Origin of the sequence: Acinetobacter sp. Res13-Abat-PEC15-P4-01, assembly GCF_015676285.1 — a bacterium.
Taxonomy (GTDB): domain Bacteria; phylum Pseudomonadota; class Gammaproteobacteria; order Pseudomonadales; family Moraxellaceae; genus Acinetobacter; species Acinetobacter nematophilus.
The window spans coordinates 242,319-256,586 of the sequence record NZ_JADAIN010000031.1; the positions used below are offsets into that span (position 1 = coordinate 242,319).

The window sequence follows — 14,268 nt, forward strand, 5'->3', positions numbered from 1 at the left end:
TTTGAATTTTAGTTAAGCTACTTAACCACATTTGAATTAATTAATGTGTCGAAGCCAGATAAAATATCTGGCTGATATTTTACTAAATGATTTTTAATATTTTCATTGGATACGATTTTGTTAATATAGCCAATAGCAATAACAAGGTTAAGCGTATCTTGCGCGTAGCTTTGTTCGATTGCTTTATATTGTAAGTGTAAACTAGAGATGTCATTTTCAATTTTTTTGATGGCATCAACTGAAGGGCTATTTTTTTTTATTTTTGGAGGCGAAACTAACATATTGATATCAGTTGCTGCAAGTAATGCCTTTGCATATGTCATCGTTATGTTATTCACAGATAACATAAGTTCTGTACATTCAATTTGTCTTAATGGCTTCATTTTTCTTAAAAAAGGAAAAACCTGATGTGAAATTTCTCTGTTTTTTAATAGCTCAACAACTTCTGGACAAATGCCATTGAGTAAGTTCATTTTTGATTTAATATATTTGATATCCATATGGAGAGCTTTTGCTAGCCGCTCTTCACTTACACCTCGTTCAATAGCTCGTTGAATCATAAAATGTTCTTGAATTGTTGCAAGGCGATTAATTTGCTTATTGTGCGTATAATTTTCATCGTCTGTTGAAAGTAAACATGGAATTTCGGCATGGTCTAATTCTTTTAAAATTTCAAGCCGCAGATGTCCATCAAGTAGCGAAAATAAATTTTTATCACCTTTTATTTCTGAAATAGATAATGGTTCAATAACTCCTATCTCAAGAATGGACGCTTTGATTTGCTTGTATTTTCTGGTATATGGAATATGTGGTCCTAATTTTCTAGTGACTAATATTTGTTCTGGGCGGAGATATAAAGGCTGAAAATAGAATGATATTTTGGTTTGTTTCATTTTTATCACCACCCTAGTTTATTTGTTCATTTAAGTATTTTGGCATAGTATCTAAATTCTCTGCTCTTAATAGTGTACTGAATAGTTCATCAGCTTTTAGATGGGTTAGAGCACCTATAATAAAACTTAGCTTTTGTTTAGTTTGTTCAGCTTTTTTCACAGCAATTTGTTGTCGCTCAACTTCTTTTTGATAAGTCTTAACAATGTCATTTGCCGTAATTTTATTGTTGATTTGATATTGACCATACCCCAGACTTTTTCCTGAAAATTGTCGACGTTCAATTATTCTCTTTGCTTGTAAAAGTTGATTTCCTTTTAAATTTCCCATCTCATAAGCCTCTTGTAAAACCAGTTGCATTTCAGGATTATTATTTGCTGTTTTTGCAATAGTCAAAGCAATACTCAATGGGATACGTTTTTGTTCAACAGCATACAATAAACGCTCTTCCCCATTTTTTAACAAGGTAAGAATTCCTTGGATATATTCAGGGACAAGCCCCGTTTTTTGGGCTATCGTAAATTTGTCATAGCCTAAATCAGATAGCCTTTCAATACTACTTAGTAGATCTAAAGCCCTATGTTGCTTTCTTGCAATATTTTCAACCAGGCTCATAATCAGAGCATCTTCTTGATCAACATCAATAATTCTAGCGGGAATTTCAATTTCTCCTAAAGTTTTGAAAGCTTGTATCCTTCCTTCGCCACAAATAAGTTGATATTGAAAGGTACTATTTATACGCTGAGTTACTGTAATGGGTTTTTTTAAGCCCACTTTACGAATACTTTCAATAATTTCTGCAAAGATTTTTGGATTTCGATCCCTCGGATTTAGAATTTCAATTTGCTCTATTTTAATAAGTTGAATCGAGGTTTCTCTTAACTGTGTTAACTCGCGCTTTTCCATTTGACACGCTCCGCCATTCCAATTAAATAGTTTAAATTATCGAATCTAAAACTTTCTAACTCCACTGAATTGAACTCCCCAATGTTAATTTTGTCACACATAAAATCTAGTCTAGGTAAAAGGTAATAATCTTTAATCGCTGTATTTGTTGAATCTAAGCGTACAACAACAGATATATCAGGATTCAGGATTGTATCGAAACGAACTTTCCAGCGATAATTTCCACTACCAAGTTGGTGGCAACGAGTAAGAACGAGTGAAATACTGACCTCGTCATTGATGAAAATGAGATCGTTAAATGGATCTTTTTGAATGTTCGCTCCATTTAACTTAGCCATTTCACTGATAACATGTTGTGTAATTTCAGGGTGCAATTTCCTTAAAAATTTATTGATTTCAATATAACGATAGTCTCGTTCAGGTTGAAACCCGATTAACTCATAAGCTCGAAGCAGGCTTCCAAAACGGTTGGAATAAACGCCTGTCTTAGGAGTACTTTCAGATTCATTGATGATTATGCCAGATAAAAAACCATGTTTTTGATATAAGCTTTTTAATAAATCGAGTAATTCTTCATCTGTGTATTTGCGTGACCTTTCTCGAATGATACCTTGTGCCGTATAAAACATTTCTAAAGGGACAATTGCTTCAAATGCTTGATCTTTTCTAATCCATTGTTCTTCAGGATTAGATATATGAACCCTTTTGAGTTTGAATGATTTTCTATTGAAAACGTTGTTACCTATATATTTTTCGTTGGTAAGCACTTCATGTACTGTATTTCGAGTCCATGCACGGTCAAAGTCAGTTTTTATATTATCTGAATTCAATTTTTCTGCGATTTGAGATTCAGTCAGATTATGCTGGATAAACCATTCATAAATTTTATGGATAATTTCTATTTCTTCTTTTGGTCCTGCTACAAGTATGACTCGATCCATTTGAAAGCTTTTGTGTTCTCCCATTCTGAGTAATGTCTTTAAATTACCATGTTGATCAATCAAAGCTCGTCTTAAGCCATAGCCAGCAGTTCCGCCTTGCCTAAAACCCATTTCAATTAAACGGCATTGGCCAATAAAAACTTTGTTTGATAATTCACGGCTATATTCTCCCGCCATTGTTCGTTTAAAGCTTTTCATGACATTGGAAAAGTTTGTTCCATCATTGGCAAATTGTTCAGCGCAATAAATGATATTAATGCCTGCACGCTTACAAATGTATTCGTAGTAGGCACTTTCGTCAGCATCTTGAAAACGACCCCAACGACTTATGTCATAAACCAAGATAATTTTAAAATCAACTTTTTGTGATTCAACATCTAGTATTAATTGTTGGAGTCCAGAACGTCCATTTAGACTTAGTCCACTTTTTCCATCATCAGAATAAGTTTTGATGATTTTTATATTGTGAGCGGTTGCATATTCTTGAATCTTATCGGATTGGTTTAACGTTGAGTATTGTTGGTGATCTGTAGACATGCGGACATAACATGCCGCTAATATAGGCTTGTCTAGTTCAGTAGTTTGTTGTGGTTCAGCGGTGTTTGAATCCATAACAGTAACCTAAGTAAAATTTATGAAATAAAAGTGAAAGGGATAAAAGCTGAATACGATTTATAAAAAATGCGTAATGGAAAAAATATTCTAATAAGATGTCATTCCACTACTCTTGAATAAGTCTAAGTCTAAATTTACATTATGACATTGTTGTGACTAATAACTATGATGTGCTAATTGAAAAAAATAGAAATCAAGAGTGCACAACTTTATGTTTTAAAATAATTGAATTGTAATGAAATTGTGGGAGACAAACTTTTAATTGATTGTATTAGCCACAAAAAAACATTTGCCCTTGCATTATTTTTTGTATATTTAGTGGCATTTCCTGTCATGGTATATTTATAGCTGAACTCATCGACATTGGATACATGGCTGAGCCCGTAAAGTACACCGCCAATGTATTTAATTGAAAGCTCATCCATAAACAGTAATACCAATTGATTAAATAGAGTTTTCTAAATTTCGTTAATTCTAGGTTGATCAAGCCTTTGAATGAAAATAACTTTGATGTTAAATCACAAAAAAATTTCAAATTCTTTACATTTTTTTAAAAACACTTCAATTTTTAAGCTGAAGTTGATAAAACAAGAGTTATTCATCAACACAATAAATTTCAGTTATTATGGCAAAAAAGTATAATTTATACCCAATAAAGATAATCAAGGATTGGCAGGGTGAGGATTGGAACGTTTATGAGGAAAAACATTTAATTAATGGAGTGGTGATATATAAAGGTCGGATGAGTGAGCAGGTATATGGAAGTAACCAAGGAAATATACTTACGTCTGAACTTGCGGATTATATTAAGCAAAACAGCAGCATGAAACTTGACGACTTAGCAGGACAACTTGGAGTTTCTAAGCATGTTTTAACGCGTTTTAGGCGTGAGCTCAACATTCAGAGAAAGAAGCAAAAAGCAGATTATGAATGGGTCTATGCCCATCAAGATGAGTTGTTTACGGAAAGCTTTGAAACACTATTTGAAAAATACGGATTGACAAAAAAACAAGTGAAATGGTACGCGAGATATCTTCAGCGATGTAAAGGCATTGCGGGTCCGCTTAAACGTCGATCATTGCACAAAGTTGTAGAGCGAGAAAAAATGTTTTTACAACATAAAGATGAGATTGTACATTGCAACACAATTGTCGAACTCGCTGAACAATTTAATGTGCATATTAGTATTGCACGAGACATACATTTGAGAATGTGTGAGGAAAATCAATCACCTATAACTGGAATCCAACGAGCGCAACGAAGAAAGGAGCGAAAACAATGGTTTTTGGACAATAAAGACTTACTTTTGAATTCAGGGCAAACTGATAAAAGTCTTGCTTTACAGTTAAATATGACTGAATCTCAATTACAGAAAGCAAAAGCTTATGTCAGAAAAGAATTAGGTATCGTAGTTGAGACTAAAGTACCTGATTATGATTGGGTGAGACAACATCAGTTTGAGTTAGAAAATTTAGAACGAAAGCAAATACAAGAGCTATTCCAAATCACAAAAGGGCAAGTGGATTATCGCCGCAATTTACTTAAGAAGCTGAAACAAAATGAGACATAAATTGTCGTACTGAACATGATCATAGACAGTTCTGTATAGACAGATTATTAAGTAATTGAGTAGAATGGATCACAATCTAAAATCCAATAATAAACTATGTCTAACAATATTTATGCTGCTTTGGAGCAATTAGGTCTTACAGCAAAACAACGTGCGATACACTTAAAGTTCAGCAATGATATGCTCAACGATCAAGTCTTCCTTCAGCGTATTGATGGCACACATGCCCTCAATGACGGAATTCACTTACAGCTGATCTGCCTTTCAACCAATGCTCAATTGCCTTTAAAGACCTTCATTGGTTCTCAAGTCGCCATTGATATTGTCAACGATCAATCCGAACTCAATCGAATTTCAGGCATTGTGACCAAAGCAGATGTCGGTGCCTCTGATGGTGCCCTTACAATTTATCGTTTAACTGTAGAAGATCCGACAGCGCTGTGGAAATATCGTAGAAATTCGAGAGTGTTCATGGCGAAATCTGTTGTGGACATCGTTCAATGCATTTTTTCTGAGTGGCAACAACGAAGTTCCTTGTTTGCAACCAGTCTTACACTGGATAAAAGCGGCTTAACCAAGGACTATGATGTCCGACCATTCATTATGCAGAATAATGAATTAGATGCCGAATTCATTCAAAGGCTTCTTTCTGAGGAAGGGATTACAACTTTAATCGATGAAGCACAGCTTAAAGTGTCCAGTTCAAGTGAACAAATCCAACCCCAAAAACTACGACTTGTTGACAGCAATGATCAGTACCAAGCATTGGATCGACGTAACATCCGTTTTCATCGCAGTTCTGCTGTAGAAGCTTCTGATTCGATCATCAATATTACAGGACAACGTACACTTCAACCGACGGCAGTGCATATCCAACGATGGCAAGCAGATGCATTGGAAACAGAAGAGGGTGCAGGCTCTGTTCAAAGTAACCATCAGCACAGTGAAAACTACGACAACACCAGTTTAGGTTTAGAACAAGCTTGGCACTTTAGCCCAGCATGGATACAAGACTTGAATGGTGAAGATGGTGCAACCAAATCAGGCAACAGTCAGATTGAAAAGTTCAATGAAAACTTGGGTAATTACTACGACTCACAAGCCAAACAATTTACAGCTACTTCCACTGTACGAGATGCACATGTTGGTTATTTTTTTGAGCTAGATGAACATCCGACCATATCTCAACTCGAGTCTCAAAATAAGCAGTTTCTGATCATAGCGAAGCGCTTTTATAATCAGAATAATTTACCGAAAGACTTGGCCCACCAAGTTGAAACTTTGCTGAAACAAAGTGATTGGCAGACCACCAATATCATCACAAGCAACAGTGAAGAACGCCAAGCCAATGAATTGGTTCTACAACGACGTAATATTAAGATTGTTCCTGAATATAATCCCCTAACCCAAAGACCAACTGCCCATCCAATGCGTGCCAGAGTTGTTGGCTTAAGTGGGGAAGAAATTCATGTTGATGAATGGGGACGGATTAAAGTTCGCTTCCTATTTACTCGCAGTGAAGATCATAGCCATGATGGTGGTGCAGGTTCTAACGACAATGACACAGATTCAGCTTGGGTCGATGTACTCACCCCTTGGGCAGGTGAAGGCTATGGGGCACGGTTCCTACCGAGAGCTGGAGAGGTGGTCGTTATAGATTTCTTTGATGGTAACCTTGATAGACCATTCGTGGTGGGACGTATCCATGAAGGACACCGCCATCCGACTAAGTTTGATGACAAAGGCAAACTACCAGAGACCAAAAAACTTTCAGGCATTAAAAGTAAAGAATATCAGGGTAGTGGCTACAACCAACTGAGATTTGACGATACGACCAATCAGATCAGCAGTCAGTTGCACAGTAGTCATGGCGTAAGCCAACTCAATTTAGGTAATCTCAGTCATCCTAAAGAAACCGAGACCAGTGAAGGTCGTGGCGAAGGCTTTGAACTAAGAACTGATCAATGGGGTGCAGTAAGAGCGAAAAAAGGCTTATTGCTTTCTACTTTTGCTCAAGATTCAGCATCGGGCAATCATCTGGATGCGGCTGAAACAAAATCGCAGTTAGAATCGAGCTTAAATAGTTCAAAAGCTTTAAGTGAAGTTGCGAAAAACCAACAAACTGATCCTTTAGAAATGTTGGATGGTCTAAAACAGTTTATTGAACAAATCGAACAAGAAAGTGAGACAAAAGCAAAAGCCTTTAAACAAGCACTAATGATTTTAACTTCACCGAACTCTATTGGCTTAGCAAGTAATGAAGATGTTCATCTTTCAGCAGACGGACAAATTAATCACAGTGCGGGCAATAGTATCAATTTCAGTACGCAAAAGAACATAGTTGCACATGCACAAAATAAGATCAGCCTATTCGCAGCTCAGGAAGGAGCAAGATTATTTGCAGGCAAAGGCAAGCTAGAAATTCAAGCTCAGGGTGATGGTGCTGATTTGATCGCACGTAAAGGGGTTCAAATCATATCGACAGAAGACGCTATCTATATTACGAGTCCTAAAGAAATTAGATTGATTGCGGATACCTCTGAAGTAAAAATCAATGGTTCAGGTGTGTTTGCGACGACTGGTGGATTGTTTGAAGTGAAATCTGGACAGCAAAAATTTACTAGTGGTGCAAGTGTTAGTGCTGAATTACCTTATTTACCAGTCATAGGAGAAAATACGGGGTTCATCGAACTTAATTATGTCTATGAAGACTTGTCACCAGTTAAACAAGCAACTTATGAGCTACTGTTTGAAGATGGCACAAGCAAAAAGGGACAACTAGATGAAAATGGTTATGCAAAAATTGAAAATATAGAGCTTGGAAAAAAAGCAAAAATTTTATATGGGGAAGATATAAGAACTAAACCTGAACATTTCATCGAACTCCTAGAAAACCCAATATTAAATCAGAAAGTTAGGTCTGAGAGTGAGGTTTCAACTGTTAGGGCTTCATTTGCGGATTCATATCAGTCATTTTTAACTGATAATTTTTTCGATGATGAGATTGAAGAAATGCAGAATGGCGGTGACATTACACATGATCATTATGATGACTATATTTTAGAAAATGAATTTAATCCTGAAACTAAATCTTACACAGAAACTCATTCCCAAGAATTAACAGATGATGAGGATGAAACAGAGCGTAATTTTCAAGAAGGTGATATTTAATGGCTAATTTACCTTCTGTACCTGCAAATGCAACTCGAAGTATTCCACCGCATGTCTCTCAACAACAACTAAAAAAAGCTGATGATGATGTTGGTACTTGGTTTTTAGGATTGGTTGATGGTAGTGGTACCGGACCAAGCCAGATTATTGTGACGGCAATCTTAGGTTGCGTTCCTGTCGTAGGACAGCTATTTGACCTGCGAGATCTCATTAAAGGCATTATTATTGTTTCTGCAACCCCAGCAAATGTTATGGGGTGGGTAGATTTAGTGATTACGCTTATTGGATGTATTCCGGGTTTTGGTGATGCGTTCAAAGCAGGATTTAAGCTAGCAAAAAATGGCCAGAATGCAGAGCGTGTATTTGATGCAATGCGTAAATATGCCAAGATTGATCCCAAAAAAGCACTCAAAGAAATGGATTGGAATAAACTGAAAAATGAGTGTCTTACATTATTAAACAAGATGTTAGATGAGTTTATAGATATACTTGATTCTTGGTTAGCAAAACAAGTTATGGGTGGAGCAAAAGTTAAAGAAGTTGTCCAGATGATGACACAGGTCAAAAAGGATGCTCCTAAATATATTAACTCTGCATTTGCTGAAATCCAAAAAACAGTAAATCAAATGCTGAATATGCATCCACCATTACCTTCGACTGCTGTTGGAAAAGCAAGTCACCAAGTCCCAGCAAGACCAGTAGTGCCGACTGGATCTGGTAAGGGGAGTGGAGGTGGTAAAGGAACGACAACACCATCACCATCTCAACGACCTTCAAATCCACAGCGAGGTGGTGCACCTAAACAAGTTAAGGATAAGGCACCGACAGCGCAAAGTTCAGCAAAACCAAAACCTAAAAAAAGTAATGAAATACGCCAAGCAAAGAAAAAGCGTTGGTCTACAGGCGTTCCTGCTGAACATATTGTAGATTATTACTCTAAAGAAAAACGTAAAACCTTAAGAAAAGTTAATGATCATGGTCGTCTGATTGAAGAATATGATCGTTTAAAGCGTAATGCGAATGGTGACCGCATACGTAAACAAGACATTAACCAAACTGGTATAGATCATTTGTGGTTTGGAAGTCATAAAGGTCGGAAGTATTTAGTGGGTGAAACGAAGGGAAGTATTTTTGGTCATTTTTCTTTTTTAGCTGGTATGGCACAATCAGATGCCAAAGCTATTGAGGGCAATCGTACTGAGATTGGCAAAATATTTGATGATAAGACGGAATATGATGAACACTCAGGTTTAGGAAAAAGATCAACCAGTGCAGAAACTTCTATTCAGAATGAGGGTGCTTTGGAAGGCAGTAAAGGCAAGGCTGGTTTAGGTGGTACAAAGACTAAAGGTCGCCAGATGAGTCATAAATGGATTAATGCATCGATAATGGTTGATGATTCAATATCCTCAGGGTATAAAAATCAAATAATCCTTGAATACAGGAATGCTCAAAGATCAAGGCGTCCAATTACAATTTATTTTCGTGAAATTTATATGGTAACTGGTAAGCAATATGAACAGCATGATCGTTCCAAAGGAAAATTACACAACATTCAACAACCTGTTATTTTACTACCTGATACAGCTTTAATGGAATAGTTCTAATGATCACATTACTTAACGAAAGTAGTTGGAAAATACAAAAGAGAGAACCATATCAAAAATATAAAGATTACCAAATGGTTGTTTCATCTGCATTAGATGGTATTCCTGAGACAATTAAATCTCTTAATGATGAAAATTTATCTGTAGATGGCTATCACTATGGAGGGTTAATGAATGCATCAAATGTTTTATTCAAAGAGAGTTTGGAACTAATTATATATAGTTATTCCGCGGGAATAGATGTTGTAGACCTTGCTAAATATTTCCCTAAAGTTGTTGAATCATTTCAAATTCTAGCTAAACACCATATCAACTTTCATAAAAGTAGTGAATGTGATGGTCACTTAGTCCCTCATTTAGAATTGACAACCGATGAGTATTGGGAAGCATTGCAACTAGTCTGCTTTTCCATCTTATTCGCCCAGCCTGAACATCTATCAACTATTATGGATATTTTGGCTTACGAAAATGATGAACAGGATGCTTTATTAGATAAGTTAGTCTCACCTTGGTTACCAGACAGAGATATTTCTAATATTTATTTAAGACAATTGCCCTATAGAAAACTAGATAAAGTATTTGCAGCAAAAGAAGAAGATCGACCGAAGCTAATGTCTCAGTATATGGATGAATGGTATGGTGCAAGCAAACGAGAGCCGTATCATGGCCGTCATAAAAGTAGTTTTTTCCCAGGCTATTGGTCACTTGAAGCAGCAGCAGTTACAATTATTTTACGTGTAGATGACAGTAGTTATCGAGATAAACCTTATTATCCAAAAGACTTGGTTGATTATGCCAGAAGTCAATACACACCTTTAGACCAACAAGGGAATCCTGAAGATGGTTTAAGTCGTCTACGTTGCGTTGCAGGTGAAGTCTGCCCACAATCGGGTGAGTGGTATAGTCCTGCGAACAATATGGAAAAGCGTCATTTTAACCAAGGTGAAGTTATGCCAGAGATTCCGAATAATGCTTGGGGTCTAACCATTTGGTATATGGACCTATAAAAATGATAAAAAATAACTCACCTGATGATGGTGAGTTATTTTATCCAATAGAGTATCAATACAATAAGTTAGTTCTCGGATTTAAATAGTTTTTTTTCTCAACTCATCAATAAAATCTGACCAATCCTGCATCATTTTAATTCTATACTCTAAATGCTGTGCATGGTTATACGCCTGAGACACAGCATTACCAACTCTATGCGCTAACTGAATTTCAATTGCATCATGCATATAGCCTTTTTCATGTAATGTCGTTGATGCAAGTCCACGAAAACCATGTCCAGTCATTTTTCCGTTATAACCCATTGTTCGAATTACACAGAGTAAGGCATTACTACTCATTGGTTTGGCTGTGCTGTGATTATAAAAAACGTACTGTTTATTTCCCGTCAGTGGGTGTAATCCTTCAATCAGTTCAATTGCCTGTCGAGATAATGGAACAATATGAGGTTGAGCCATCTTCATTTTATCAGCAGGAATTCTCCATAAATGATTATCAAAATCAATCTCATTCCATTCCATCATTCTCAGTTCAGCAGTACGCACAAATGTTAATGTCATTAACTGTATTGCGGTCTTGATCATAGGATTGCCATGATAACGATCCATACGCTCAAGAAAAGGTGGGAACTCAGAGATATCCAGTCGAGCCATATGCTTCACTTTTCGAGGCTTTAGCGCTTCTTGAAGATGTGGAGTTGGATCATTCTCAATCAACCCTTTACGGATTGCAAAACGGAAAATACGTCCAGCTAAAGGAATTGAACGTTTTGCCATTTCCTGAGCACCACGAGCCTCAATTTTTTTAGCACATGCAAGTACATCTTTACCTTTAATTTGATCAATTGGCATGTGACCTAAAGCAGGGAAGAGATCTTTTTCAAATACAGACAGATCTCGTAAGTAAGTGGTTTCTTTTATGACGGTTTTACGATCTTCCATCCACTCCATAGCAAGTGCTTTAAAAAGTGTATTTTCATCTGCTTGTAATCTTTTTTGCTTTTTTGCTTCGTTAGGGTTAATCCCATCTTTCAATTTCAATCGAGCTTCATCTCTGGCACGGCGAGCTTGGGCGAGTGTCGTTTCTGGGTATGTACCAATACTGAAGATATTCTCTTTTCCATTCAAACGAAACTTCATACGCCAATGCATTCCTCCAGAAGGGGTCACCTCTAGATACATGCCTTTTTCATCAGCGTATTTAGTTTTCTTTTCTAATGGCTTTATTTTTCTGATTTGAGCATCTGTAAGCATTGTAATGTTTCCACAGAATTTGGGGGTATAATTTTGGGGGTAATTTAGTATACCCCCAGTTATACCCCCAATCACATCAAGCTTGCAACAGATAAAGTAGATCATATCAGACATAAAAAAAGCCTAAACCCTTTAGGTTTAAGCTTTTAAAGACATCATGAGATATTGTAAGAATTGAAAATGGCGGTGAAAGAGGGATTCGAACCCTCGATACGCTATAAACGTATACACACTTTCCAGGCGTGCTCCTTCAGCCACTCGGACACTTCACCAAGGCGAAGGATGATAACCAAAAAAAAGAATTCTGCCAAGCAACAATTGAGTTAGAGCAAAAAAAATTTCACAGTGATATGATTGCGCAAAAATAGTGTCTAATTTTTGAAGACGAATCTATGCAAAGTACTGCAAAAAAAGCCGCGTTACCTGCGATCACACTCGCAGCACTAGGGGTGGTATTTGGAGACATCGGAACCAGTCCCTTGTACGCCCTACGCCAATGTTTTCTCACTGCACACATCGCCATCACTGAAGCAACAGTGCTGGGGATACTATCGCTGATCTTCTGGTGCATGATGCTCACCATCAGCTTTAAATATGTCACTGTCATCATGCGGGCAGACAACAATGGTGAAGGCGGGATCATGTCTTTGCTGGCACTCAACTTACGTTCCAACCGAATTCCAGATAATCGAAAAATTTTCCTGATTGCTTTAGGTTTTATCGGGGCATCGCTGTTTTTTGGTGACGGGATCATTACCCCCGCCATTTCAGTGCTTTCTGCCATTGAGGGCTTAAGTATTGCCACACCAATGTTTAACAAATGGTTAATGCCCTTGGCGATTGGGATTCTCACCGCATTGTTCCTTGTGCAACGACACGGTACAGGGACCATGGGGAAATTCTTTGGTCCAATCACCCTGACTTGGTTTGCCTCCATCGGTTTGATCGGGATTCACAGTATTAGCCAAACACCTTATGTACTCAGCATGCTGAGTCCACACTGGGCATTAAACTTTATTTTTCATCAGCCTTTTGTTGCTTTCTTAACCATGGGTGCGGTGATTCTGACCGTAACAGGTGGGGAAGCACTTTATGCAGATATGGGGCATTTTGGGCGACTACCGATTCGTTTAGGCTGGTTTATTATCGTATTGCCTTGTCTTTTACTGAATTATGCAGGACAAGGGGCGCTGTTACTGCGTGATCCAAGTGCGATCGAAAACCCGTTCTACCTACTCGTGCCTGAGTGGGGCCTGTACCCGATGATTGCCTTGGCAACAGCAGCGGCAGTGATTGCCTCACAAGCGGTGATTACGGGCGTATTCTCAATGGCAAACCAAGCCATCCAACTGCGCTACTTACCTCGCTTAACGGTTCATCACACCTCTGATGTCGAGCAGGGACAGATTTACTTACCGTTTATTAACTGGATTTTATTTGTTTCAATCCTGCTGCTGATCGTAATTTTCCAAAACAGTGCCAATCTTGCCAATGCTTATGGTGTGGCAGTCACCATGACCATGCTGTGTGACACGATTTTAATCGCAATTTTGGCCTATGGTTTCTGGCGTTGGCCAAAGTGGAAAGTGGCATTATTTGCAGTGCCATTTTTAGTGATAGACAGTGTTTTTATTGGCTCAACCTCATTGAAAATTATATCTGGTGGTTGGGTGCCGATTTTGATCGGTGCAATCGTATTTACCATTTTGATGACATGGAAAACTGGACGTGAAATTGTCTTTAACCGTTTGGAAAAAGATGCTTTGCCACTGGACCTGTTTATTAAAAGTGTGAGCTTGAGTGATGAAACTCAGTTTGTACCCGGACAAGCGATATTCTTAACAGGTAACCCAAATATCGTACCGCATGCGATGCTGCATAATATTAAGCATAATAAAGTGCTGCATGAACGCAATATCATGGTGACGGTGATTACCCGTGATGTGCCTTATGTACCTGACCAAGAACGGATTCGTGTTGAAGTTCTTGATGATCGCTTTCAACGTGTCTTTGTTTATTATGGTTTTAAAGATCAGCCGGATATTCCGAATGCACTTGAGCTGGCATATAAGCAACTTGAAGTTGAGTTCGATATGATGCATATCAGCTTCTTTATTTCACGTGATCGTTTAATTCATACTGTGGGTGAGGGTATGGCGCCATGGCGTGAAAAGCTGTTTATTTCAATGCAACGTAATACCAGTCCTGTCAGTGATTTCTACCAAATCCCACCGAACCGTGTGGTGGAAATGGGCAGTCAAATCGAGATCTAAAACGCTCAACCTCGCAAAAGCCAGAAGTAATTC

The 14,268-nt window shown here is 37.7% G+C and carries 9 protein-coding genes and 1 tRNA gene; 5 read left to right on the plus strand and 5 right to left on the minus strand.

Annotation, left to right across the window (positions count from 1 at the left end; genetic code table 11):
- Positions 1-17: 17 nt before the first annotated feature.
- Genes IMO47_RS12470 through IMO47_RS12480 form a run of 3 tightly spaced genes read right to left on the minus strand, consistent with a single transcriptional unit; the run spans position 18 to position 3,350 of the window.
- Complete coding sequence (locus tag IMO47_RS12470; protein WP_196076540.1) at positions 18-893, minus strand: plasmid partitioning protein RepB C-terminal domain-containing protein; 876 nt, start codon at positions 891-893, stop codon at positions 18-20.
- A 13-nt stretch (positions 894-906) separates the two neighbouring features.
- Positions 907-1,797: a ParB/RepB/Spo0J family partition protein gene (locus IMO47_RS12475; protein ID WP_196076539.1), complete on the minus strand. Its 891-nt coding sequence runs from the start codon at positions 1,795-1,797 to the stop codon at positions 907-909.
- Positions 1,779-3,350 carry a recombinase family protein gene (locus IMO47_RS12480; RefSeq protein WP_196076538.1) on the minus strand — a complete coding sequence of 524 codons (1,572 nt, stop codon included), beginning with the start codon at positions 3,348-3,350 and terminating at the stop codon, positions 1,779-1,781. The genes IMO47_RS12475 and IMO47_RS12480 overlap by 19 nt, the downstream gene beginning before the upstream one ends.
- Positions 3,351-3,978: 628 nt before the next feature.
- On the opposite strand from IMO47_RS12480, the gene IMO47_RS12485 reads away from it, so the two are divergent.
- From IMO47_RS12485 to IMO47_RS12500, 4 genes are all read left to right on the plus strand, one after another.
- Positions 3,979-4,923: a hypothetical protein gene (locus tag IMO47_RS12485; protein ID WP_196076537.1), complete on the plus strand. Its 945-nt coding sequence runs from the start codon at positions 3,979-3,981 to the stop codon at positions 4,921-4,923.
- Between the two features lie 96 nt (positions 4,924-5,019).
- Entirely contained in the window at positions 5,020-8,094 is a 3,075-nt protein-coding gene (locus IMO47_RS12490; RefSeq protein ID WP_196076536.1) for a type VI secretion system Vgr family protein, read from the plus strand.
- A complete protein-coding gene (locus IMO47_RS12495) occupies positions 8,094-9,695 on the plus strand; it encodes a hypothetical protein (RefSeq protein ID WP_196076535.1) in 1,602 nt (533 codons plus the stop codon). The genes IMO47_RS12490 and IMO47_RS12495 overlap by 1 nt, the downstream gene beginning before the upstream one ends.
- A 5-nt stretch (positions 9,696-9,700) precedes the next feature.
- Entirely contained in the window at positions 9,701-10,708 is a 1,008-nt protein-coding gene (locus IMO47_RS12500; protein ID WP_196076534.1) for a PoNe immunity protein domain-containing protein, read from the plus strand.
- An 81-nt stretch (positions 10,709-10,789) separates the two neighbouring features.
- Here IMO47_RS12500 and IMO47_RS12505 read toward each other — a convergent pair whose 3' ends face one another.
- Together IMO47_RS12505 and IMO47_RS12510 are read right to left on the minus strand one after the other, a co-directional pair.
- On the minus strand, positions 10,790-11,962 hold the full coding sequence (locus IMO47_RS12505) for an integrase arm-type DNA-binding domain-containing protein (protein ID WP_196076533.1): 1,173 nt from the start codon (positions 11,960-11,962) through the stop codon (positions 10,790-10,792).
- Between the two features lie 181 nt (positions 11,963-12,143).
- Positions 12,144-12,234: transfer RNA gene (locus tag IMO47_RS12510), tRNA-Ser, on the minus strand.
- 120 nt (positions 12,235-12,354) lie between these two features.
- Between IMO47_RS12510 and IMO47_RS12515 the strand changes: the two genes are divergently transcribed.
- Positions 12,355-14,235 (plus strand): potassium transporter Kup, encoded by a 1,881-nt coding sequence (locus IMO47_RS12515; RefSeq protein WP_196076532.1) that lies wholly within the window; start codon positions 12,355-12,357, stop codon positions 14,233-14,235.
- Positions 14,236-14,268 lie beyond the last annotated feature (33 nt).

What these genes read in the sequence shown, in the direction of transcription:
- IMO47_RS12470 (WP_196076540.1), bottom strand. Translation starts at nt 893, where the DNA reads ATGAAACAAACCAAAATATCATTCTATTTTCAGCCTTTATATCTCCGC.
- IMO47_RS12475 (WP_196076539.1), bottom strand. Translation starts at nt 1,797, where the DNA reads ATGGAAAAGCGCGAGTTAACACAGTTAAGAGAAACCTCGATTCAACTT.
- IMO47_RS12480 (WP_196076538.1), bottom strand. Translation starts at nt 3,350, where the DNA reads ATGGATTCAAACACCGCTGAACCACAACAAACTACTGAACTAGACAAG.
- IMO47_RS12485 (WP_196076537.1), top strand. Translation starts at nt 3,979, where the DNA reads ATGGCAAAAAAGTATAATTTATACCCAATAAAGATAATCAAGGATTGG.
- IMO47_RS12490 (WP_196076536.1), top strand. Translation starts at nt 5,020, where the DNA reads ATGTCTAACAATATTTATGCTGCTTTGGAGCAATTAGGTCTTACAGCA.
- IMO47_RS12495 (WP_196076535.1), top strand. Translation starts at nt 8,094, where the DNA reads ATGGCTAATTTACCTTCTGTACCTGCAAATGCAACTCGAAGTATTCCA.
- IMO47_RS12500 (WP_196076534.1), top strand. Translation starts at nt 9,701, where the DNA reads ATGATCACATTACTTAACGAAAGTAGTTGGAAAATACAAAAGAGAGAA.
- IMO47_RS12505 (WP_196076533.1), bottom strand. Translation starts at nt 11,962, where the DNA reads ATGCTTACAGATGCTCAAATCAGAAAAATAAAGCCATTAGAAAAGAAA.
- IMO47_RS12515 (WP_196076532.1), top strand. Translation starts at nt 12,355, where the DNA reads ATGCAAAGTACTGCAAAAAAAGCCGCGTTACCTGCGATCACACTCGCA.